The organism is Haladaptatus pallidirubidus, assembly GCF_020700235.1.
GTDB classification, from domain to species: domain Archaea; phylum Halobacteriota; class Halobacteria; order Halobacteriales; family Haladaptataceae; genus Haladaptatus; species Haladaptatus pallidirubidus.
On sequence record NZ_CP085301.1, the window covers coordinates 2,700,802 to 2,720,917 of the forward strand.

The 20,116-nt window shown below is 59.6% G+C and carries 25 protein-coding genes and 1 tRNA gene; 10 read left to right on the forward strand and 16 right to left on the reverse strand.

Annotated features, from left to right (window positions below; translation table 11 throughout):
• The 5 genes from rpsJ (at position 1) to LIX15_RS14650 (ending at position 2,690) form a co-directional block, all read left to right on the forward strand.
• A complete protein-coding gene (rpsJ, locus tag LIX15_RS14630; protein WP_007979652.1) occupies positions 1 to 309 on the forward strand; it encodes a 30S ribosomal protein S10 in 309 nt (102 codons plus the stop codon).
• Positions 310 to 414: 105 nt separating this feature from the next.
• Positions 415 to 1,032, forward strand: a complete 618-nt coding sequence (locus LIX15_RS14635) for a rhomboid family intramembrane serine protease (RefSeq protein WP_227773901.1) — start codon at positions 415 to 417, stop codon at positions 1,030 to 1,032.
• A gap of 5 nt (positions 1,033 to 1,037) precedes the next feature.
• Positions 1,038 to 1,109, forward strand: a tRNA-Ala gene (locus LIX15_RS14640).
• Positions 1,110 to 1,797: 688 nt separating this feature from the next.
• Positions 1,798 to 2,274 (forward strand): Lrp/AsnC family transcriptional regulator, encoded by a 477-nt coding sequence (locus LIX15_RS14645; protein WP_227773902.1) that lies wholly within the window; start codon positions 1,798 to 1,800, stop codon positions 2,272 to 2,274.
• A 110-nt stretch (positions 2,275 to 2,384) separates the two neighbouring features.
• Complete coding sequence (locus LIX15_RS14650; RefSeq protein WP_227773903.1) at positions 2,385 to 2,690, forward strand: HalOD1 output domain-containing protein; 306 nt, start codon at positions 2,385 to 2,387, stop codon at positions 2,688 to 2,690.
• On the opposite strand, the gene LIX15_RS14655 is transcribed toward LIX15_RS14650, so the two are convergent.
• The 5 genes from LIX15_RS14655 to LIX15_RS14675 all read right to left on the reverse strand — a co-directional run bounded on the left by LIX15_RS14655 (position 2,691) and on the right by LIX15_RS14675 (position 5,949).
• Entirely contained in the window at positions 2,691 to 3,305 is a 615-nt protein-coding gene (locus tag LIX15_RS14655) for a uracil-DNA glycosylase (RefSeq protein WP_227773904.1), read from the reverse strand.
• 28 nt (positions 3,306 to 3,333) lie between these two features.
• On the reverse strand, positions 3,334 to 4,617 hold the full coding sequence (locus tag LIX15_RS14660) for a ribonuclease catalytic domain-containing protein (protein ID WP_227773905.1): 1,284 nt from the start codon (positions 4,615 to 4,617) through the stop codon (positions 3,334 to 3,336).
• A gap of 42 nt (positions 4,618 to 4,659) precedes the next feature.
• On the reverse strand, positions 4,660 to 4,959 hold the full coding sequence (locus tag LIX15_RS14665; protein ID WP_227773906.1) for a DUF7562 family protein: 300 nt from the start codon (positions 4,957 to 4,959) through the stop codon (positions 4,660 to 4,662).
• Between the two features lie 45 nt (positions 4,960 to 5,004).
• Positions 5,005 to 5,484, reverse strand: coding sequence for an RNA-binding protein (locus LIX15_RS14670; RefSeq protein ID WP_227776898.1), 480 nt, complete (start codon positions 5,482 to 5,484; stop codon positions 5,005 to 5,007).
• A 144-nt stretch (positions 5,485 to 5,628) separates the two neighbouring features.
• Entirely contained in the window at positions 5,629 to 5,949 is a 321-nt protein-coding gene (locus LIX15_RS14675) for a hypothetical protein (RefSeq protein WP_227773907.1), read from the reverse strand.
• A gap of 221 nt (positions 5,950 to 6,170) precedes the next feature.
• On the opposite strand from LIX15_RS14675, the gene LIX15_RS14680 reads away from it, so the two are divergent.
• Positions 6,171 to 6,530, forward strand: a complete 360-nt coding sequence (locus tag LIX15_RS14680) for a cell division protein SepF (protein WP_227773908.1) — start codon at positions 6,171 to 6,173, stop codon at positions 6,528 to 6,530.
• Here the strand turns inward: LIX15_RS14680 and LIX15_RS14685 are convergent.
• The 3 genes from LIX15_RS14685 to LIX15_RS14695 are packed head-to-tail and all read right to left on the reverse strand — an operon-like array spanning position 6,527 to position 8,568.
• Complete coding sequence (locus LIX15_RS14685) at positions 6,527 to 6,919, reverse strand: DUF5611 family protein (RefSeq protein WP_227773909.1); 393 nt, start codon at positions 6,917 to 6,919, stop codon at positions 6,527 to 6,529. The two genes, LIX15_RS14680 and LIX15_RS14685, sit on opposite strands and share 4 nt — an antisense overlap.
• Before the next feature lie 50 nt (positions 6,920 to 6,969).
• A complete protein-coding gene (locus LIX15_RS14690) occupies positions 6,970 to 7,878 on the reverse strand; it encodes a DUF7093 family protein (protein ID WP_227773910.1) in 909 nt (302 codons plus the stop codon).
• Between the two features lie 51 nt (positions 7,879 to 7,929).
• Positions 7,930 to 8,568 (reverse strand): FAD-dependent oxidoreductase, encoded by a 639-nt coding sequence (locus tag LIX15_RS14695; protein ID WP_227773911.1) that lies wholly within the window; start codon positions 8,566 to 8,568, stop codon positions 7,930 to 7,932.
• Between the two features lie 91 nt (positions 8,569 to 8,659).
• Between LIX15_RS14695 and LIX15_RS14700 the strand changes: the two genes are divergently transcribed.
• From LIX15_RS14700 to LIX15_RS14715, 4 genes are all read left to right on the forward strand, one after another.
• Positions 8,660 to 10,417, forward strand: a complete 1,758-nt coding sequence (locus tag LIX15_RS14700; protein WP_227773912.1) for a 2-oxoacid:acceptor oxidoreductase subunit alpha — start codon at positions 8,660 to 8,662, stop codon at positions 10,415 to 10,417.
• Positions 10,414 to 11,277, forward strand: a complete 864-nt coding sequence (locus LIX15_RS14705) for a 2-oxoacid:ferredoxin oxidoreductase subunit beta (protein ID WP_227773913.1) — start codon at positions 10,414 to 10,416, stop codon at positions 11,275 to 11,277. Before LIX15_RS14700 ends, LIX15_RS14705 begins: the two co-directional genes overlap by 4 nt.
• Before the next feature lie 371 nt (positions 11,278 to 11,648).
• Positions 11,649 to 12,881: a digeranylgeranylglycerophospholipid reductase gene (locus tag LIX15_RS14710; protein WP_227773914.1), complete on the forward strand. Its 1,233-nt coding sequence runs from the start codon at positions 11,649 to 11,651 to the stop codon at positions 12,879 to 12,881.
• Between the two features lie 97 nt (positions 12,882 to 12,978).
• A complete protein-coding gene (locus tag LIX15_RS14715) occupies positions 12,979 to 13,146 on the forward strand; it encodes a hypothetical protein (protein WP_227773915.1) in 168 nt (55 codons plus the stop codon).
• A 60-nt stretch (positions 13,147 to 13,206) separates the two neighbouring features.
• Here the strand turns inward: LIX15_RS14715 and LIX15_RS14720 are convergent, their stop codons facing one another.
• From LIX15_RS14720 to LIX15_RS14755, 8 genes are all read right to left on the reverse strand, one after another.
• Positions 13,207 to 13,950: a 4-phosphopantoate--beta-alanine ligase gene (locus LIX15_RS14720; protein ID WP_227773916.1), complete on the reverse strand. Its 744-nt coding sequence runs from the start codon at positions 13,948 to 13,950 to the stop codon at positions 13,207 to 13,209.
• Positions 13,951 to 14,081: 131 nt separating this feature from the next.
• The gene (locus tag LIX15_RS14725; RefSeq protein ID WP_227773917.1) at positions 14,082 to 14,231 is read right to left on the reverse strand and encodes a hypothetical protein; all 150 of its coding nucleotides are present in this window, start codon (positions 14,229 to 14,231) and stop codon (positions 14,082 to 14,084) included.
• Between the two features lie 97 nt (positions 14,232 to 14,328).
• Positions 14,329 to 15,162, reverse strand: a complete 834-nt coding sequence (locus LIX15_RS14730) for a pantoate kinase (RefSeq protein ID WP_227773918.1) — start codon at positions 15,160 to 15,162, stop codon at positions 14,329 to 14,331.
• 202 nt (positions 15,163 to 15,364) lie between these two features.
• Positions 15,365 to 16,663, reverse strand: coding sequence for an aspartate--tRNA(Asn) ligase (gene aspS / locus LIX15_RS14735; RefSeq protein WP_227773919.1), 1,299 nt, complete (start codon positions 16,661 to 16,663; stop codon positions 15,365 to 15,367).
• Positions 16,664 to 16,740: 77 nt separating this feature from the next.
• Positions 16,741 to 17,352, reverse strand: coding sequence for a TetR/AcrR family transcriptional regulator (locus LIX15_RS14740; RefSeq protein WP_227773920.1), 612 nt, complete (start codon positions 17,350 to 17,352; stop codon positions 16,741 to 16,743).
• Entirely contained in the window at positions 17,349 to 18,140 is a 792-nt protein-coding gene (locus LIX15_RS14745) for an ABC transporter permease (RefSeq protein WP_227773921.1), read from the reverse strand. Before LIX15_RS14745 ends, LIX15_RS14740 begins: the two co-directional genes overlap by 4 nt.
• Entirely contained in the window at positions 18,133 to 19,017 is an 885-nt protein-coding gene (locus tag LIX15_RS14750) for an ABC transporter ATP-binding protein (protein WP_227773922.1), read from the reverse strand. The genes LIX15_RS14745 and LIX15_RS14750 overlap by 8 nt, the downstream gene beginning before the upstream one ends.
• Positions 19,018 to 19,196: 179 nt before the next feature.
• A complete protein-coding gene (locus LIX15_RS14755; protein ID WP_227773923.1) occupies positions 19,197 to 19,919 on the reverse strand; it encodes a phosphoglycerol geranylgeranyltransferase in 723 nt (240 codons plus the stop codon).
• Positions 19,920 to 20,116: the final 197 nt, after the last annotated feature.

The following is a 20,116-nucleotide window of genomic DNA, read 5'->3' on the forward strand; positions in this document are numbered from 1 at the left end:
ATGCAACAGGCACGAGTCCGACTCGCAGGAGCTAACCCCTCGGACCTCGACGACATCTGCGACGATGTCCGCGAGATTGCCGAGAAAACCGGCGTCTCTCTGAGCGGCCCGATTCCGCTCCCGACGAAGACGCTGGAAATCCCCACCCGCAAGTCCCCCGACGGAGAGGGAACCGCGACGTGGGAACACTGGGAGATGCGCGTCCACAAGCGCCTCATCGACCTCGACGCCGATGAACGCGCGCTTCGACAGCTGATGCGCATTCAAGTTCCGAACGACGTGAGCATCGAAATCGTTCTCGAAGACTAAGCGACACCGATCGCTTCTTCGACCTAAATTCTCCACTTTCACACGCCGACCAGCGATAGCGCCGTGGGGATTCGATTTTTGTAGTTTGCGTCGTAAGTGTACGATATGCGACTCTCGCGTTCCCCGACGATGCAGACGCTCGTCGTCTTTTGCGTCGTCTTCGCCCTCCAGTCGGTAATTCGGTTCATTAGTCCGGCGCTGATGGTGAACCTGTTCGCGCTCGCACCGCCGGTGGCGGTTCGTCCGTGGACGCTCCCGTTGAGCGTCTACGCACACGCCAATCTCGGACATCTACTCTCGAACGCCGTCGCCCTGCTGTTCGCCGGTCTGTTGATAGAGCGCGTGACGACGAGGTTTCGATTCCACGCTTACTTCCTGACGGTCGGCATCGTGGCGGGCATGGCGCAGATTTGGGTTGGCGGGTTGTTCTCCGTGAACACTCCCGCTGTCCTCGGGGCCAGCGGCGCGGTGTTCGGGCTGTTCGGCTACCTCATCGCCGGAAATCCGGTGACAGATGCGGTTCTCGGTCGGCTACACCTTTCGCACCGAGCGCAAATCGCGGTCGTGTTCGTCCTTGCCATGCTCGCGACACTGATGACCGCCTCGCCTGGCGTGGCACTCATCGCTCATTTCACCGGTTTCGCGGTCGGTTTAGTCGCGGGACGGCTTCACATCCTTCGCGCCGAAACACAAGCTACAAGTAACGACCGGGCGGTACAATAGTTCGAGGGCTCGTAGATCAGTGGCAGATCGCTTCCTTCGCAAGGAAGAGGCCCCGGGTTCAAATCCCGGCGAGTCCACTTTCCTTCGCTTCGTTTCACTTCGCTCAGTCAGTGAACTCGCCGACCTTCGCAAACAGACCGCCGTTTGCTCAGTCCCGACGAGTCCATGACTACCACTTTTTACGACGGCCATCGCTCTTGTGGCCTCCCTGTAAAAGCTGAACCAAAAGTATCCCTTCTTCATCTCGTTTCAGTAGAATCACACTGTGAGTCTACCGAACTCCACTCATTCGTCGGCCGCTCACTCCGTTCGCGGAGAGTGATAGTGTCGTCTTGCAGTTGATTGATTTGTCTATCGCTCACTGCGTTCGATAGTATTCCAATTCTCCCCCCATGAAACCACCCTGCTATTTTCTAATCTCGACCACCGTTTCACATCGAATATCCCTCCAAAAACCCACCCAAATGCCCGATTCCACCAGAATGGTCTGCTCTAATATATCTAACCGTTTCACACCGTTCGGACGGATGCCGTCCGCGTTATTCGGAATATAATGAAGGGGGTAGCGGTACTCGTATGAAATACGCCCGGAGCCCGGGTGTGACGGATACGGCACGTGTTCGACGACGCCGGAGGCGCTGGTGGCGAGCTGGCCTCTCGCCATGTTTCGGCCATGCCTCCCACGAAAGTTTGTCATCTCGAACTCATGCCGGCTTTTTCGGACAGCAACGAACCAAGAGCGACGATTTCAATACACCCACCAACATGAGCAACGATACACTCGACGACGTCGACCGCGGTATTTTGCACCTGCTTCAAAAAGACGCCCGTAGCATGACTACGACGGAGATGGGTGAAGCGGTCGGCGTCTCGGCCAGCACGGTCGGTAACCGTCTCCAGCGGCTCGAAAACGAGAATATCATCAAGGGGTATCATCCGCAAATCGACTATCACAATGCGGAGTTCCCACTTCGCGTCCTCTTCATCTGTACCGCGGCGATACCCCGCCGCGAGGAACTCGCGGAACGCGCGCTCGCAGCGGAGAACGTGGTAAACGTCAAAGAAATAATGGCCGGTGTCGAGAACGTCCACGTCGAAGCAGTCGCCCCGACCCGCGAGGAAGTCACTGGTGTCGGAAAAGCACTCGACGAAATCGGATTGGACGTGATGAACGAAGTACTCGTGAAAGACGAATATGTACAACCGTTCGACCATTTCGGACAAGATGAAGTCTCCGAGTAGTTGACTGCTAAATTATTTCGAATTTGAGGAGATACTATGTTTAGAATTGGATTTGGACAGATTCATCCGTCATACTTATCTGCTGACGAATCGTCCTCAGTAGCACCGGAATGGATCGAACTTCCTACCGCTTGGAGGACGATGACCGCCCAAGCATTGCCGTCATCAACGCGATTGCAGACCACGAAGGTTCGTCGCCGGACGAAATCCGTCCGCAACTGTACGACGCTGTGGACCCAGACGCGCTAGATTCGCTGTTCCAACCGTGCGTCGATGGTAAGCTCAGACGCGGCGGAAGGGCCGTCTTCACGTACCGGGGCTATCGAGTCACTTACGAGAGTGACGGGTGGATACACGTAAACGACAATCAGAACGCCGCTTCGGGAACCTCAGAACACACTCCAGCCGACGAATAGTTAGCGGAGTTCCGCGAGTACGTCGCCGATGGCAGCGACGTACTCCGCTCGGTCGTATCCGAGTCGCCCGATCCAGATATTGTCGTACGATGGGTGCAGCAGTGGCACCACCGTCACACCGAGTCGTTCGCATTCGACAGGAGCGAGGACGCAGTCGAGGAAGCCGTCCATTCGAACGGATTCGAAATCGAACAGGGCCTTCGTGGCGTGTTTCCCCGTCGGGACGACGACGTCGGGATTCACCTGCTCGATTTCCGTTCGCAGGTGGAAAAAACAGTTTTCGAGTTCGCTTTCGCGCGGTTCTCGATTCGAACCGGCCTCTCCTTCGGGAAAGCATTTCACGGCATTCGTGAAGTAGGGTTCGTAGCCGAGTTCGGCGAACAGCGAGCGAATTTTCCCGCCCGAGGTGCGCGTCGTGTACGCCATCCCCGTCCAGTTGCCGCCTTGCCACCGCTCCGCGTCGGGGTTTCCGTAACCGGGCGCTTCCCCGACGACCATCACGTCGGCGTCGAGCGTCCCGGTTCCCCACGAAATTCGGTTTCTACACGAGGCGAGCTCGGAACAGCGCGAGCAGTTCGGGGTGAGAACGTTTCGTGAGTCGGGAAAGGGCGGCATTCGATCCTCGTTAGTTGTCCTTCGAGGGTCAGTCGTCTTCCTCGACCACTTCGATACCGCGGTTGTTGACCGCGTTAGGGTCGAGTCCGACTTCCTCCAAATATTGTTTGTACTCGCGTTCGCAGGCCTCGGCGTCGGCCTGTTTGTCGCTGGCCCGGTCGCACAGCGCGACGAGGTCTTCCGGAACGTCGTTCGAGTACACGATCCAGTGGTTGATGAGGTCGGAGAGACGTCGAATCGGACTGGTGAAGTGGCCGTAAATCTCAAAATTGAGCGCGTGGTGGCCCCCGAACGGATCGCTCATGTATCGCGCTCGCGGCATCACCTTCATCACGGCCCACTGAATCTTGTCGAGCTGCCGTCGCGGCGATTCTTCGAGCGTGGCGTTGACCGCCTTTCGCGGGTCGTCCCACGTACTGCCCGGAATCGAGACGCCGTCCAAATCCTGTATCTCCCGAAGCGCCTTGCTCCACTCGTCCGGCGTCGGCTGTGGGTGGACGCGGTACATCGCTTCGACGCCGCGACCCCACATCAGTTCGTGCGTGACCGCTTTGTTCGCCTTGAGCATCGACTCCTCGATGAGCGTGTGTGCGCGGTCACGACGCGGATTGAGGACGAGACTGCCGTCTTCCTTCCGCTGTTCGTGCATCTGGTCTGCGAGGTCGAACGCCAGTTTGCACTCCTGGTGAAGCGGGGCATCTTCGTCGTCGATGCGCTCTTCTGCCTGCGCGTAGGTGAGTCGCTCGTCGCTCTGGATGATCGATTTGTAGATGTCGATGGTTTCGTAGGAGAGATGTTCTTTGTCGAGGTGCATCTCCACCGTGTGCGCGAGTCGGTCTTCGTTCGGCACCAGCGAACAGACCGTCTCCGCCAGCATCGGCGGAAGCATGTGAATCGTGTAGGACGGCAGATACACCGTGTTGCCTCGTTTAACCGCTTCCTCCCACATGTTCGTTTCCGGGTTGACGTAGTGGGTTACGTCGGCGATGTGCACCCAGAGGACGTACTCGTCGTCGCGCTCCTCGACGGAAATCGCGTCGTCGAAGTCCTGCGCGTCGATTGGGTCGGTCGTCCACGTCGTCATGTCGCGCAGGTCTTTGCGCTCTTCCGCTTCGTCCTGTATCTCCTGTTGGATGCCCTCGGTTCGCTTTTCGGCCTCGGTCATCACGGCCTGCGGAAACTTATCCCGGATTTCGAACTTTTCGAACAGCTTTTCCCGCTTGTCTTCGAGTCGCTCGGCGAGTTCCGGCGAAATCTCGACCGGTCCCTGCCCTTCGGCGGTTCCCGCCTCGGCCTGCGCGTCGCTTGTCATGGCTGAGTCTAGGAGAGTCGGGCAGTTAGTCGTATCGACTGGTCAGCCCTCTCGCTCTTCCAGCGGTCCGTAGCGGTCTCGAACAGCGGTTTCGTACCGGGCGAAAAACGCCTCCCGTTCGACGACTCCGGCGTCGATTTCGACGAGAAGGGCCTCCAGTTCGTCCCGCGGTTGGTGACAAAGGTCGCGGTGACACGCTTTACAGAGGTGCTCGAACGACTTTCCGTTTCGCTCCCAGCGGTTTCCCTCCTTATCGTATTCGCGGGCCGCTGTACGACGGACGGCATCACCACACGCGATACAGACGACGGTTTTCTCCCGATTCCGCCGGGAACCCCACATATTTCTGCGTTCGCCGCGCTCCCACTTCCCCTTTTTGTCAAAATATCAAACTGAAAACTCGAAGAGGTCGTCGCCGACGTGATGAACCGATTCGACGACTTTCCCGGAGTCACCGACCATGTCGTCGCCGGTCGTCTTAGCGCGTCCGATGGCGAGCACTTTGCCGTGCGTCTCCTCCGCGATAGCGACGAGGTCACCCGATTCGATGTCTCCGTCCGCTTCGACGATTCCCGGACGCATCACGTCCGCACCGCTACTGACGAACGATACGGCACCGGCATCCACCGTGACGACCGCGTCCGTCGGCGGATACGCGTTTGCACCCTGCACCGTCAGGAACGGCTCGTCACCGACGTACACGACGACCGGTTCGCCGTCCACGAGGACGAGGTCGAACTCGGTACCTTCCAACTCCACCAGTTCGTAGGTGTCCGCGTCGAGTTCGACGCCGACCGTGGTTTCGAGTGCCGTTTCGATTTCTCTGACCTCGTCGCTTCGAAGGTGATGACGAGATTTGACCTGCATATCCGCAAATGGGTCGCTTTCCGGCATAAACCCACCCGTTTGTCCTGCAAGGAGCGGCGTGAGTTGCTGGTGAATTCCGCTCCCCTCCTCGAAGTGCACGTCCGCTATTGACCCCGCCCACCGCGTCGCCACAAAAAATGACTGTCAGTTCCGTGGGGAGAGACTAACCGTCCGTGTCGCTCCCTCGGACTTTGCGTAATCGTTCACGAGGACGGCACGGTATTCGTAGGTCACGCCGCTCTGCTCTCCGATCGGATTTCCGGTGAACGTTTCGTACGGGTCAACTCGACGGAGCTCCGTGTAGTCCGAAAATCCGGCACCCTGTTCTCCCCATTCGAACCAGGCGTCTCCTCCATCCGAGTTCGACCATCCATGTACCCCCACCTCTCTGTTGGAGACGATGTAGCGCCCCGTTTTTGGAGGTGACGGAAGACGCCGCTTCCACCTCCACCGCCGGGATCGCATTCATAGCACGGAACGTCCGCGCTTGCGTTCCCCATCTGTGAAAAGATAATCCGTCCCACCGAGGAGATTGACTCCGGGACCCGAATCGCGGGTCGCTCGCCGGAACGGCTCTCCAACCGTACAGCGGATCGTTTCCGGGGATTCCGAATCCGGTAGCTAGTTGCGGGGTTCTCGCGTCGTCTGACGTAAGAACTATACTCGTTCGCTTGCCCCATCATGCTATGGGATTCATGAATAAGATTCTCGGCGAGGGTCCGTCCGGAAGCACCGAGGATTACGTCGAACTCGATTTGGACGATTTCGAAACCGCGCCCGACGAAACGCGAGTAAGCGTTCACATCGCCGAAATCGGCGGTCAACAGGACGTTATCGCCATCAAGGACGCCGTCTACGACGGCGACATCGTCATCGCCGATATCACCCGCCTTCGAACCGAAGACACCACTGTTGAGCGAATAACCGATGAACTTCAACAGGTCGCTCGCGAAGTCAACGGCGACATCGTGCAGAAAGGCGACGACCAACTCATCGTGACGCCGACGGGCGTCAACATCAGTCGGAAGAAACTCGGGCGTAATTAGACGTTGTCCGGCGTATCCGCTTTGTCTTCGACGGTGCGCTTTAGCGAATCACGGCGCGCTTTCGCGTCGCGGCCGGTCGCTTTGAGAAGGAACTCGTTTTTCTTACTAACCGCGTCGGCGGCGGCGTCCGCGTTCCCCTCCGCGATAACATCCTCTGCGGGGCGCTCTTGGAAGTCAACTGCGAGTTTGTCTTTCTTGCCGCTGTACGACGCCGCACCGGCGATGATGCGCTCGAACACCGGGTTATCGGGTTCCTCGACCACATAGAGTTCGTGTCCGTTGAACTCGTCCGTCCCCGTGACCGGGCCGAAGTAGTCCTCGATGCTGGCCTTTAGGTCGGGCATTCGGTCTTCGAGATGCTCACCGCGTCGCATTTTGTATTCTTTCATGGGTTGATTCCTGATTGGGTGGGTGGATGTTTACTCTTTTCGCGTCGCGCTTACTCTTGTTCGCTTAGGTATCCTCGCCGACATTCGGGGCAGATATCCCCTGCGCGGAGCGACGACCCGGCTGCCGCACCGCCGAGTTCGCCACATTCGGGACAGACGAGGTTCGCGTTCGGATTCGACTCCGAGGCTTGGTCGGGTTTCGGCGCCTCATGTGCGCGGGTGAAGCCCGTTTCTGTCTGTGGTTCCGGTCGTGTCGTTCTGACGAAGCCGGTATCTTCACGCGGTTCAGCCTCTACGACCTCCGTGTCGTCGTCCGCTTCCGGCGCACTTTCCGGCGTCAGTCCGCCGCCGAAGTTCAAGTCTGTGCGACCACCGTCGCCGACTTCGGCGCTGAAGCCTTCGTCCTCCATTCCCGTGTTCGGCCATTCCGTCGTTCCGACGCCCGCATCATCGACATTCGTGTCTTCAGGGTCGGGCCACTCGCCGTGGCCGCGTTCCGTGTCTTGCTCGTCTTCTTCCTCGTCGTCATCGAGAATGACACCGTCGTCCTCCTCCGCGCTCTGCGGCGGTTCGAAATCGTCGTCGTTGAATCGACCCGGTTCCGGCGTCGGTTCTGATTCAGCTGGCGCTTCCGTCTCGGAAACGATTTCCGCTCCGATGTCTCCCGATTCGGACATACTCACCGATTCCGACTGCCCTTTCGGTTCGGGCTGCCGTTCCGGTTCAAACTGCTCTCCCGACTCCGCTTGTTCCCGACTCGCTATCGGTTCCGGCGTCGGTTCCGGTTCCTCGATCGCGGTTACTTCCTTGTTCTCGCTGACGACCTGCTGGTCGCCACAGCGAGCGCACTCTTGGAACTCTCTGACTGTCACTACCACTTCGTTGCCTTGTTCTTCTCGCTCGCGCTCGATTTCGGACTCGCCGTAATCGTGCCCCAGCAGCGAACACCTGAGACCCATTAGGTGTGGGTTATTTTCACGCCGTAATAAAAGGGTACTGCTTTCTTCGATTTAGCCGAAATTTTCACTCTTACTGTCATCCGAGTCGTGACCGGTCGACATCAGCGCCTCGTTCGCCGCCTCTATGAAGTCCGCGAAGCCGTAGACGAACACTTGCCCCTCCGCCCTCGAAAGCGCGTCCGTTACCGCATCGTTGTCGGTCAGCGGTTCGTTCGTTATCACGACCGTCGCGCCCGCGGTTTCGAGTTCTCGAAGGCGGCCTTCGTGGGCCGGTTCGTCGTCGCGATAGATGACCATCGCTTCGCCGCCGTCGGCTATCGCGCGCTCCGCGATGCCAACGGCTGGCCCGACGCCCGGCCCGCCCGCGAGGACGACGACGCTTTCTTCTCCTTCGTAGTACGACCGACCGAACGGGCCATCGACTTCGACGATGTCTCCCGATTCCAGTTCCGCGAGCCACGGACTCAAATCTCCCTCAGGGTCGACGCCGACCGTGATTTCGAACGTTCCGTCGGTATCCGGCGACGACAGCGTGTAGTGGCGCGTGATCTTCTCACCGTCGAGTTCGCCGCGAACCTGCACGAACTGCCCCGGTTGAGCCTCGAACTTCGGCGGCGATTCCAGTTCGAGCGCAATCGTCTTCTCGCCGACAGTTCGAACCGACCGAACAGCGATTTCGGTGCTCTCCATAGCCGATCGTTTGTCCCTTTCGGCCAAAGTGTTTCGCGTGCTCGCGGGTCTGCTTCAGAAGGTTTTTGATTTGTCACCGGGTAGCGTAGCAGTGATGCAAGACCTGAACTGGGCCATCGGCGGCGAAGCCGGCGATGGAATCGATTCGACCGGGAAAATTTTCGCGCAGGCACTCTCCCGCGCGGGGCGTCACGTCTTTACGTCGAAGGACTTCGCCTCACGCATCCGAGGGGGATACACCGCGTACAAAATCCGGTCGTCTACGGACCAAGTCGAGAGCGTCGTCGATAGATTGGACATCCTCGTGGCGCTCACCCAGCGGACAATAGACGAAAACTTAGACGAACTGCACGAAGACAGCGTCATCATCTACGACGGGGAGCGAACGGAGATGGAAGACGTGGATATCCCCGGCGAGATGATCGGGCTGTCCGTTCCGCTTCGCCGACTCGCCGAAGAGGCTGGCGGTGCCATCATGCAGAACACCGTCGCGCTCGGCGCGGCCTGCGAAGTGGCGCAGTTCCCAATCGAAAATCTCGACAGCGCGCTGGACAAGAAGTTCGGCGCAAAAGGTGAGGCCATCGTCGAGAACAACAAGGAAGCCGCCCGTCTCGGCGAGGAGTACGTTCAGGAGGAGTACGACCACGACTTCACCTACGACATTGAGACGACGGACAACGACTACGTTCTCCTCAACGGCGACGAGGCAATCGGCATGGGGGCTCTCGCCGCAGGCTGTCGGTTCTACTCCGGCTACCCCATCACCCCCGCGACCAACGTGATGGAGTATCTGATGGGTAGAATCCAGCACTTCGGGGGCACCGTGGTGCAGGCCGAGGACGAACTGTCCGCCATCAACATGGCGCTCGGTGCGGCGCGCGCCGGTGCACGTTCGATGACGGCAACCTCCGGCCCGGGTATCGACCTGATGACCGAGACGTTCGGCCTCGTCGCGCAGAGCGAGACGCCGCTCGTCATCGTCGACGTGATGCGCTCCGGCCCATCGACCGGGATGCCGACCAAGCAGGAGCAGGGCGACCTGAACATGACGCTGTACGGCGGTCACGGCGAGATTCCACGGTTCGTCGTCGCACCGACGACCGTCTCGGAGTGCTTCCAGAAGACCGTCGAAGCGTTCAACTTCGCGGAGAAGTACCAGACGCCGGTCTTCCTGCTGGCCGACCTCGCGATGGCGGTCACCGAACAGACGTTCTCCCCCGAGGAGTTCGATATGGATGCCGTCGAAATCGACCGCGGCAAAATCGTGGACGAGAACGATATCGAGGCGTGGACGGACGAGCAGGGTCGCTTCCAACCGCACTTCCCGACCGCGGACGGCGTCAGCCCGCGCGCGTTCCCCGGAACGACCGGCGGCGCGCACATGTCCACCGGTCTCGAACACAACTCGCTCGGTCGCCGTACCGAGGACACGGAAACCCGCGTCGAGCAGGTTGACAAGCGAAACCGCAAGGTCGAGACGGCACGGGAAGAAGAAGACCTGAACCCCCGCGAGTTCGGCGACTCGGATTCGGACACGCTCGTCATCTCGTGGGGGTCGAACGAAGGGCCGATGCGCGAAGCCCTCGACTTCCTCGAAGCGGACGGCGTCAGCGTTCGATTCCTCTCGGTGCCGTACATCTTCCCCCGCCCCGACCTCACCGAGGACATCGAAGCGGCGGATGAAGTTATCGTGGTCGAGTGTAACGCGACCGGGCAGTTCGCGAACGTCATCGAACACGACACCCTTACCCGCGTCGAGCGAATTAACAAGTACAACGGAATCCGGTTCAAGGCGGACGAACTGGCCGACGAAATCAAGGCGAAACTCGGAGAGGAGATAAAAGCATGAGCTCAGACGTTCGATTCACCGACTTCAAGTCGGACAAGCAACCCACGTGGTGCCCCGGTTGCGGGGACTTCGGCACGATGAACGGGATGATGAAAGCGCTCGCCGAAACCGGCAATGACCCGGACAACACGTTCGTGGTCGCCGGTATCGGCTGTTCCGGAAAAATCGGGACGTTCATGCACTCCTACGCCATCCACGGCGTTCACGGACGTGCGCTTCCCGTCGGAACGGGCGTCAAACTCGCCAACCCCGACCTCGAAGTGATGGTCGCGGGCGGCGATGGTGACGGCTACTCTATCGGCGCCGGTCACTTCATCCACGCGGTTCGCCGGAACGTGGATATGTCCTACGTCGTCATGGACAACCGCATCTACGGACTGACGAAGGGACAGGCCTCGCCGACCAGCCGCGAGGACTTCGAGACGAGCACGACGCCGGAAGGCCCGAAACAGCCGCCGGTAAATCCGCTCGCCCTCGCGCTCTCGGCGGGTGCCACGTTCATCGCACAGTCGTTCTCGACCGACGCGCGTCGCCACGCCGAAATCGTGCAGAAGGCGATCGAACACGACGGCTTCGGCTTCGTGAACGTCTTCTCGCCCTGCGTCACGTTCAACGACGTGGACACCTACGACTACTTCCGCGACGCCATCGTCGACCTCGCGGACGAAGACCACGACTCGTCGGATTACGACGCCGCAAAAGACAAAATCCTCGACGCGGACAAGGAGTATCAGGGCGTCATCTATCAGGACGAGGACAGCGTTCCGTACAGCGAACTCCACGGCATCGAAGGCAACATGTCCGAGATTCCAGACGGCGCACCCGAGGACGCGATGGATCTCGTGCGCGAGTTTTACTGAACGACGCGAACGCGGTAGCTTACATTTCGTTTTGTTTCGTCTGCGCAGTTCGTCCCAGTCACGGTGATTCGCCGGTCATCACCACGAACCTTCTCACCAACTTTTATTCGGATCTCGTCCGGTCGATTTCAGCATTTCCGACCGGTTTCCGACCTCCTCCATGCGACTCATTCGCTCATTCTCGGGCGCGTTTGCGTCTGTTTTTTATGATATGGACAGTAACACCGTGTCAAGATGACTGCGGAAACATGCGACATCGCTGTCGGTGGCGTGGGGTACCGTCTTCTCGGGTCGGTCGATCCCGACTTGCCGGGGCGAGCTCCCAGAATAGAACGGAAAACGTCGTATTTCTGTGACTCCGAGGTACGTCTATGACCGAACATTTCGACGTCGTCGTCGCCGGTGCCGGTCCCGCCGGTGCGCAGTGCGCGCGGGACTTAGCCCAGCGGGGTCACGACGTAGTCGTTCTCGAGGTCGAGAATGAGGACGAGTTCCCAAAACAGAGCAACAAATCCACGGCGGGAACCTTCTCCTCGATGATGGCCGCGTTCGGAATTCCGGACGACGTGGTGATGAACTACACCGACAACGTCGTCCTCGAATCGCCGAACGAACATTTCGTTCAGGAACAACCCGGTGCCGTCCTCGAATTCGCCGACTTCAAGCGATTTTTAGTCGAAGATAGCCGCGAAGAAGGGGCCGAATACTGGTTCAACTCGCGCGTCTCGAAGCCCATCATGGAGGGCAACGAAATCGTCGGCGTCCGACACAGCGGCAATCAGGAGGTGTACGGCGACATCATCGTCGACGCGACCGGACCGAGCGCGCCGCTGGCGAAGAGCCTCGGCGTAAGCAACCTCAAGCGAGAGAATCAGGCCATCGGCATCGAGTACGAACTGGAGGGCGTCGATGTGGACTGCGACGGCTACGCGGATCTCACCGACGCGATGATGCTCAGACTCGATCACGAACTCGCGCCGGGAGGCTACTCGTGGATTTTCCACACCGGAGAAGACACCGTGAAGGTCGGCCTCTGTTACATCCAGAACGAGAGCCACCACGACTACGCGAAGGAGGGCATGGGCATCGACGATTACATGCAGTACTGGCTCGACAACGACCCGCGATTCGAGAGCGCCGAGCGAATCCCCGGCAAACAGCACCGCGGCTCCGCGCACATCCAGATGCCGGGCGGCCTGAGCACGGACAACTTCATGGCAATTGGGGATACGGTTCCGACCATCGATCCGCTCTGGGGCGAGGGCATCCACACCGGCATGAAATCCGCGCGCGCCGCCGCGATAACCGCCGACCGGTGTTTCATGACTGGCGAATCCGACACCTCCGCGGACAAGATGTCCATCTACAACAAACTCTGGCACGGCGATGTCGCCCCGCAGATGCGAACTCGCCTGCTGATGACCCAACTACTCTACCTCGCCGAAAACGAACGCTACGACACCTTGGTGCGCGACCTCAAGCGAATCGGCGACGACGTGCGCAGCAGCGCGAACGCAGGAAAGATTCGCGGCATCGCGGAACTCCTTCATTGGGAGGACGTTCCGCTACTGAAGCGATTCGTCAAGGAACAACTCCCTGTGTAGGTTGATTCGGTGGCTTTCGGGTTTTCGGTCGCTGTAAATGCAACTGCTAAGCGTGAACTATTCCGTGCCGGAACGGTGGTCGTTTTGATAACGTGTCGTGCAGCTACCGACTCCAAGACACGTCCTCGACCCTCCGGCGGCCTGGATAACGGGCGAAGGGAAGAACAAGCGACTGCAAGAAGTGATGAGCGAGGGCGTGGCAAAAAGCCGTGACTTCTGCGGTCGCAATCTCCAGTTTTCGGGGTCGCACCGTTCACTGAATTAATTCCGAACTAACTCACCCCACTTCGTCGAAACCATCCCATAAAAATCGCTGTCCTCGTCGCTAAATGTCCCGAATTACGTTTTCCGCCTCTGAAAGCGCCGTCTCACGGTCGAATTCGGCAACGATGGCTTCCAGTTCCTCGGAAGACGCCCCGGCGAGGTCGCGCGCGTGGGAGGTCATGTTCGGTATCGCCCGGATGATGTTGTCGATAATCGGAATCGCGGCCGTCCGCGGCGAGCGCGAGAGTGGATTCAGGTCGATGACGAGTTCGGTCTTCCCCATTTCGGCGAGCGCCTCCGCGCGGTCGCCGTCCTCCAGCGGAACCAGTACCACGTCCGCGCTGTAGATCCCGTCCTCGTCAACCTTCCCGCGTTCGTGTTCCAAGCCGGCGATTCGAGCGTCCGCGGTGAGTCCCTTCACGTCTTCGGCACCGTGGTCGCGCAGGTGGTCGGCGATGGCCTGCATTCGCTCGTCCGTGCGATTGAACAGGTTTACCTCGATGTCCGCGCGGGTCACCTCGGCGAGTTCCACGATTTCGCCGGGAACCAGCGCCGCGACATTTCCGTTGACGGAGAGCACCGCCTGTTCCGCGAGAAGCAGTCGGGCCGCCGCTGCACGTTCTGCTTCGTCCGCGCTCGGAAGCGTTTCCTCGCCGAGCAGGTAGTCGAAGGACTCGCCGCGGCCCTCCGCGATGAGCCCCTGTTTGCTCGTGATTCCTTTCTCGACACCCTCCTCGATTCGATGGCGTGTGAGAAGCGATTGGTAGCGGGGGTGGTCTTCGGGAATTTCCACCTCGTCGGTCATGGTCAGTTCTCCGAAGTGGAAGACAAAAATAGACGTGATTTGATATCCGCTCCGTCTATGAGGATGTCGTTGCTCAGAGAATGGGCTTTTGTGAAGATATTGCTATTTGAGGATGTCTTAATAGAATGTTGCTAGCTACTGCCGACTCCAATCATACCGCAAACCGCCACCGCACCGCGACAGCCACACGCCTCTCCAACCGATTGCGCTTCTCGCTTCACTGCGATGTCTGCGGGCCACGGCCGTAGGTCAGCAAGACGCGTCGCGTCTTGAAGCCTCATCCCTCGCGCGGCTTCAGCACAGGCCTGAGGACGACCACTGCCCTCAGCCTGTGCCAGCGCGCGCCACGTGGAAAAGTCGGATTTTGCGTAAAACTGTTCAGTCGAGCAGTGTCGCTCCGGCGTGGTGCGTCTCGCACGCTGTGGCGTCGTATCCGGCGTCACTGAGTCCGCTATCGAGAGCGAACACGGTTTCTCCGAGCATGGCCATCGAAGCCTGTCCCCCGGCGTCGTGAACGTCCTCGATCACCTCGCGCATTTCGTCGGTGAGGAGGCCGGTTTCCTCGGCGAAAATCCGCGATTGGCGCATAAACGTGTCCAGCGTCGGTTCGTTCACCAGCGCGACGAGCGATTCGACGCCAGCTTGCGAGAGTTGGTCGGTACTTCCCGATAACACTTCCGCGGTCGAAAGTTCGCCGAGCGAGCAGTATTCGATTCCCGTTCGCATGGGGATTCCGTCGAGGCGATTGTACTCTGGCGCGCCGGGTTCGAGGCGGATGGGGATGCCCCCGCGAACCTGCGCCACCACGTCCCCGAGTCCGGTGCCTGCCTCGACCTCCGCGCCGTGCGCGAGCGTCACGAGTTCGTTTTCCGACCGTCCGCGGTCGAACGCGTCGTTCACGGCGAACGCTGTCCCGAGTGCGAATGCGCCGGAAACGCCGAATCCTGCGCCGAGCGGAAGGTCGGTTTGCGCCGAAACTCGCGCGGTAACGTCCAGTTCGTCGAGAACGCGCCGACCGGATTCGACCGCCGCAAACTCCCCGTTCAACTCGATGCTCGATTCCTCCGCGGGTTCGACGGTCACAGTCACGCCCGTAGAAAGCGTCAGTCCTGCCCCGCGCGACCCAGCCTGTTTGGGATCGTCGGCCTCGTGGATGCTGAAAAATCCCGTGACGTGTCCGGGCACGAACGCGCGACCTGCCTCGTCGCTCATACGCTCGTTTTCGGGCGACAGCGTATAACGCTTAAAATTCGCGCTCGTCAGGCGATGCTGCGCTTGCTCGCTTGAACTCGCAAAAATCGCTGTCGCACCGACCGCGATTTCGTCTCTGGGCTCAATCGCTGTCGATCCCGCGGGAACACGGTCGTTTCACGTTGCTCTACTCTCTGCTTCCACTCGTCGGCAGAAACTTCGTCTACGGACTCAGTCTCTGTCGGTCTCGCGGGAACAACACCGCTTCGCGGATGTTGTCCAATCCGAGCATCGTCATGATGAGACGCTCGCCGCCGAGTCCCCATCCGGCGTGGGGCGGCATCCCGTACTTGAACATCTTCGTGTAGTAGTCGAACGCTTCGGGGTCGAGTCCCTGTTGTTCGAAGCCGTCCACGAGTCGTTCGTAGCGGTGTTCACGCTGACCGCCGGAGACGAGTTCCATTCGCGGGTGCATCATGTCGAACCCGGTCGAGAGCTCCTCGTCGTCGTCGTGGTCTTTGATGTAGAACGGCTTGATTTCGCTCGGCCAATCCGTGATGAAGTAGTGCGTTCCGACGTCCTCGCCGAGCGCTTTCTCGCCCTCGGTCGGCAGGTCGTCGCCCCAGACGAGCATCTCGTCCAGTTCGCCCGTCGCGTTGATTCGCTCGATAGCCTCCTCGTAGGTGAGACGCGGGAAGTCGCCCTCCGGCACTTCGAAGTCAACGCCGAGCGCGTCGAGTTCGTCCTGACAGTTCTGGGCGACGCCTTCGTAGGCCGCTTTGACGACCGATTCGCAGGCGTCCATCGCTTCGGTGTGGTCGTAGAACGCGCTCTCAAAGTCGATACTGGTCGCCTCGTTCAGGTGCCGGGGCGTGTTGTGTTCTTCCGCGCGGAAGATGGGTCCGATTTCGAACACGCGCTCCAGTCCGCTGCCGACCATCAGCTGTTTGAACAGCTGCGGCGACTGGTTCATGAACGCCTCTTCGCCGAAGTAGGTGATGGGGAACAGTTCCGTTCCACCCTCGGTTCCCGTCGCGACGATTTTCGGCGTGTTGATTTCCGAACAGCCGAGTTCGCGGAACTGCTCGCGCACCGAGCGAAGCACCTCACCGCGAATCTTGAAGACGGCTTCCACGTCCTCTTTTCGCGCGTCGAGGGTTCGGTTGTCGAGTCGCGTCGAGAGGTCAGCATCGACCTTTCCGCTGGGGTCGAGCGGGAGTTCGGGTTCCGCGGCCGCGACGACTTCGACTTCCGTCGGGACGATTTCCACGTCCGTCGGGGCGCGCGGTTCCTCTTTCACGTCGCCCGTGATTTCGACGACACTCTCGCGGTTGACGCCGAGTCCGGTTTCCACGAGGTCGTCGTCCATCTCGTCCTTCTCGAACTTGACCTGAATCTTGCCGGTCGTGTCGCGGACGATGATGAAGGCGATTCCACCGAGGTCGCGGATTTCGTGTACCCAGCCGGCCACGGTGACCGTGTCGCCGGGTTCGGCATCCGCGGTGTAGGTTCGGTTCTGCATACGCCGCTTTTCTTTCGGGGCGGCCTTAAACACGTTCGTTTCGCTCCGCCAGCGGCGTCAATCCATGAGGCTCTGTGCTACTCCCGTCTCGTCAACCCCGCTGCGATGGTGTCGATGAGCATGTCGCGAATGATGGGGTAATACTCCTCGCCGATCTGCTCGCGGTAGGGGACGAGAAATTTCACAGACCCCATTGCGCCAACGATGGCGACCGGGTCGCCGTCGCGAAGTTTCCCTTCCTCCTGCCACTGTTCGATATACGGCAGTACGTGAGCGAACGATTCGGCGCGCCGCGCGTCCATTTCCTCCTTCGAAACCTCGTCCACCGTCCGCATCATTTTGTCCCACCCGTCGCCGACCATCAACCGTTGGAACAGCGGATTGTTTTCCATCGTCTCGACCAGTGCAGTGAGGAACGTCCGAATCGCGCGCTCCGGGTCGTCTTCGGCACCGAGTGAATTTGCGATTATTTCCTCGGCGACCTTGTGGCCTTCTTGTTGAACGACCTCGAAGTACAGCATCTCCTTCGAGTCGAAAAACTGGTAGAACGTCCCGTTGGCGATGCCGACGGCGTCCGTGAGGTCGGCAATCGTGGTCTTTTGCAGACCATACCGGCTGAACAGGTCGCGACCCGCTTCGATTAACTCGTTGCGGATTCGTTCCCGCTGATTTTCGTCGAATCCCCTCATCGTACGTCTCTCCGCTTGAAGGCAACGGCGCTGACGGCTACGAGCGCCACAGTTGCGGCGAGCAGAACGATTGCACCCATCCAGTCGTATTCCCCGCTTACGAGAATCGCCGTCGGGTCGTAGTAGTGCGTCGGACTGAGTCCGCCGACCCACCCCATCCCCGCCGCCTCGGTAATCGAATCGAGTAGGAACAGACCGAACACCGCGCCTAATCCACCGCGCTGTGCGAGGTCTGCCTTTCCGGCGACGACCGACAGGAGGAGTCCGATTGCGGCACAGGCGAGCAGATACGGAATCGACAGCAGGTGCACCATCGCCAGATTGGCCAGGTCGATGGATTCGCCGACCAGTACAACTCCCACGAAGACAGCGAGTGGGACGGCGATGTTCACCACGACAATCGGCGTGATGAGCGAACAGAACTTCTCAACGACGACGCTTACCCGCGAGACAGGTGCAGCGAGAAGCACGTCCATCCGGTCGCGTTCCTCGTCCGCCGCGATGAGCGCGCCCGCGACGTAGGCGACGTAGACGCCGAGGAGCAGGAGCCAGAAGAACTGGTAAATCTCGATGGCCAGAAAACCCTCTATCGTCGTCAAGGAAGCCTCGCCGAACGCCGCCTGAAGCGCGGGCGGCATGCTTTCCATGTAGGCGTCCAAATCAACGCCGGAACTCGTCACCGAGGGGAAAAAGCCGATGAACGCGAGCGACATCACGGCGAGCAGGCCGCCCAGCACCAGCGACCCCTTCACCCGTTTTCTTCCCTCGTAGCGGGCGATTTCAAGCATGAGCCTCACCCCCGTAGAACCGCATGAACACCTCGTCGAGCGGCGCTTCCTCCACGTCCAAATCGACCAAATTGTATCGGTCGAGATGGTCGATAAGCGTGTCGTAATCTCCGGTGAATGTAAACCGAACCTCGCCGTCCACACTCAAGTCGTGGACGCCCGCAAAGTCGAAATCACTCGGTTCCACGCTGTTTTCGGTGCGCACTCTGACGCGCTTTCCGCTCCTGTCGAGCAGCGTTTCGACGTCCTCGGTCGTGACGAGTCGTCCGTCGCGGATGATGCCAACCCTATCACACACCTTGCGAACTTCGCTGAGGATGTGACTGGAGAAGAACACAGTTTTTCCCCGCTCCCGTTCCGATTGGACGAAATCGTAGAATCGGTCCTGCATCAGGGGGTCGAGTCCGGAGGTCGGTTCGTCCATGATGACGAGGTCGGGGTCGTGCATGAACGCAGAAATGATTGAGAGTTTCTGCTTGTTCCCGCGCGAATATTCCTCTATTTTCCGCTCGACGGGTGGGTCGAACAGTTCGACCAATTCGTCGCGTCGCTCATCACCCTTCAGCGACGCTTGATAGTCGAGAAATCTCGTTCCGGTCGTCCCCTCGTCGAATCCGGGGTCGCTCGGCAGGCAGCCGATGTGATGCTTGGCTTCGATGAGTTCCCGTTCGTCGCAGGCGTTACGACCGAGCACGCTCGCGGTTCCCTCCGTGGGGGAGATGAATCCGAGCAGTGTTCGAATCGTCGTCGTCTTCCCGGCCCCGTTCGGGCCGAGGAAGCCGAACACCTCACCCTCTTCCACCGCGAGGTCGAGGTCTTCGATACCTCGCGTCTCGCCGTAGTACTTCGTCAGGCCGCTTGTTTCGAGTACGCACATGTATTTTTCCGTATGTATCTTGGTCTCATGAACATATGAATATTCCGTTCATGTATTTTTGATCCGGTTAGACACGCTTCTCAAGCAACCTGACTGTTACTTTGTCCAGTTGTCGGGAAAGAAATCACTACAGGTCGGAGCACTTGCACGCGCACCAAACTGCGTTAGAAACGTTTCCTTTATGCTGATTCCGCGTGCGCCTTCTTCGCGTCTTTCGCGCCTTCGACCGTCTCGCGGACGGCCTCCACACCTTCGTCGTGAACGAGATTACCGACGACGATTGTGTCCGCGTGCGTCGCCATCGTGTGCGCCGAGTCGTAATCGTGGATACCGCCGCCGTAGAACAGCGTCGCCTCGTCCAACTTCTCCTGTGCCGCTTCCACGACCTCCGGGTCGCCGAACGTGCCCGAGTACTCGATGTAAACGATTTCTTGGCCGTACATCTGTTCCGCGATTTCGGCGTAAGCGGCCACGTCCTCCGCCGACTGGTCGCAATCGGCGTCGGTAAGTTCCGCAACGCTCGCGTCCGGATTCATGACGATGTACGCTTCGGTGGTCGTCTTCCCCCAATCGACATTGCTCATCTTCACCCACTCCTTGTGGAACCCGGTCATCCACGCGATGTCGCCCGCGTTGAGGACGATCGGAACGAGATAACCGTCGAGCGAATCGTCGTCAACGACAACCGCCGGATTGCTCGGCTCCTGGTACAGCGACACGTCGTACTTCGCGCAGGCGTCGATGACGTCTTGCATCTTTTCGCGCGTCATGTCGAGCGTGCCGCCGATTTCGATGGCGTCCGTACCGGTGCTACAGACGTCCTCGAAGGTGTCGTCGCCCGCGAGGGTCTTGTCCGGGTCGAGTTTGATGATGTGGTTCCAGTCGTCCCAAGGCGCAGTCATAGCGTTTCCTTCAAAACTGTCGGCTAAAACTGCTTCGGAACGCACCACCAGCTTTTGTTTCAGTCGAGGGCAGAGGCCAGCGTCATCGTGACGCTGGCCTCCGTTGGTCTCCCAGCAAACGCTGGACCTAAAGCACTCCTCCCTCGCTTCGCATTGCTCCGCTCAGTCGTCGGCCCACTCGCTCGTCGCTTTCTCCT

Excerpts from the sequence above, each read along its gene's own strand:
- LIX15_RS14695 (WP_227773911.1), bottom strand. The coding sequence starts at position 8,568 with ATGGAGAGCACCGAAATCGCTGTTCGGTCGGTTCGAACTGTCGGCGAG.
- LIX15_RS14665 (WP_227773906.1), bottom strand. The coding sequence starts at position 4,959 with ATGTGGGGTTCCCGGCGGAATCGGGAGAAAACCGTCGTCTGTATCGCG.
- LIX15_RS14740 (WP_227773920.1), bottom strand. The coding sequence starts at position 17,352 with ATGAGGGGATTCGACGAAAATCAGCGGGAACGAATCCGCAACGAGTTA.
- LIX15_RS14730 (WP_227773918.1), bottom strand. The coding sequence starts at position 15,162 with ATGAGCGACGAGGCAGGTCGCGCGTTCGTGCCCGGACACGTCACGGGA.
- LIX15_RS14680 (WP_227773908.1), top strand. The coding sequence starts at position 6,171 with ATGGGATTCATGAATAAGATTCTCGGCGAGGGTCCGTCCGGAAGCACC.
- LIX15_RS14685 (WP_227773909.1), bottom strand. The coding sequence starts at position 6,919 with ATGAAAGAATACAAAATGCGACGCGGTGAGCATCTCGAAGACCGAATG.
- LIX15_RS14710 (WP_227773914.1), top strand. The coding sequence starts at position 11,649 with ATGACCGAACATTTCGACGTCGTCGTCGCCGGTGCCGGTCCCGCCGGT.
- LIX15_RS14705 (WP_227773913.1), top strand. The coding sequence starts at position 10,414 with ATGAGCTCAGACGTTCGATTCACCGACTTCAAGTCGGACAAGCAACCC.
- LIX15_RS14725 (WP_227773917.1), bottom strand. The coding sequence starts at position 14,231 with ATGAGGCTTCAAGACGCGACGCGTCTTGCTGACCTACGGCCGTGGCCC.
- aspS (WP_227773919.1), bottom strand. The coding sequence starts at position 16,663 with ATGCAGAACCGAACCTACACCGCGGATGCCGAACCCGGCGACACGGTC.
- LIX15_RS14675 (WP_227773907.1), bottom strand. The coding sequence starts at position 5,949 with ATGCGATCCCGGCGGTGGAGGTGGAAGCGGCGTCTTCCGTCACCTCCA.
- rpsJ (WP_007979652.1), top strand. The coding sequence starts at position 1 with ATGCAACAGGCACGAGTCCGACTCGCAGGAGCTAACCCCTCGGACCTC.
- LIX15_RS14655 (WP_227773904.1), bottom strand. The coding sequence starts at position 3,305 with ATGCCGCCCTTTCCCGACTCACGAAACGTTCTCACCCCGAACTGCTCG.
- LIX15_RS14670 (WP_227776898.1), bottom strand. The coding sequence starts at position 5,484 with ATGCAGGTCAAATCTCGTCATCACCTTCGAAGCGACGAGGTCAGAGAA.
- LIX15_RS14660 (WP_227773905.1), bottom strand. The coding sequence starts at position 4,617 with ATGACAAGCGACGCGCAGGCCGAGGCGGGAACCGCCGAAGGGCAGGGA.
- LIX15_RS14720 (WP_227773916.1), bottom strand. The coding sequence starts at position 13,950 with ATGACCGACGAGGTGGAAATTCCCGAAGACCACCCCCGCTACCAATCG.
- LIX15_RS14635 (WP_227773901.1), top strand. The coding sequence starts at position 415 with ATGCGACTCTCGCGTTCCCCGACGATGCAGACGCTCGTCGTCTTTTGC.
- LIX15_RS14690 (WP_227773910.1), bottom strand. The coding sequence starts at position 7,878 with ATGGGTCTCAGGTGTTCGCTGCTGGGGCACGATTACGGCGAGTCCGAA.
- LIX15_RS14745 (WP_227773921.1), bottom strand. The coding sequence starts at position 18,140 with ATGCTTGAAATCGCCCGCTACGAGGGAAGAAAACGGGTGAAGGGGTCG.
- LIX15_RS14755 (WP_227773923.1), bottom strand. The coding sequence starts at position 19,919 with ATGACTGCGCCTTGGGACGACTGGAACCACATCATCAAACTCGACCCG.
- LIX15_RS14650 (WP_227773903.1), top strand. The coding sequence starts at position 2,385 with ATGGATCGAACTTCCTACCGCTTGGAGGACGATGACCGCCCAAGCATT.
- LIX15_RS14645 (WP_227773902.1), top strand. The coding sequence starts at position 1,798 with ATGAGCAACGATACACTCGACGACGTCGACCGCGGTATTTTGCACCTG.
- LIX15_RS14750 (WP_227773922.1), bottom strand. The coding sequence starts at position 19,017 with ATGTGCGTACTCGAAACAAGCGGCCTGACGAAGTACTACGGCGAGACG.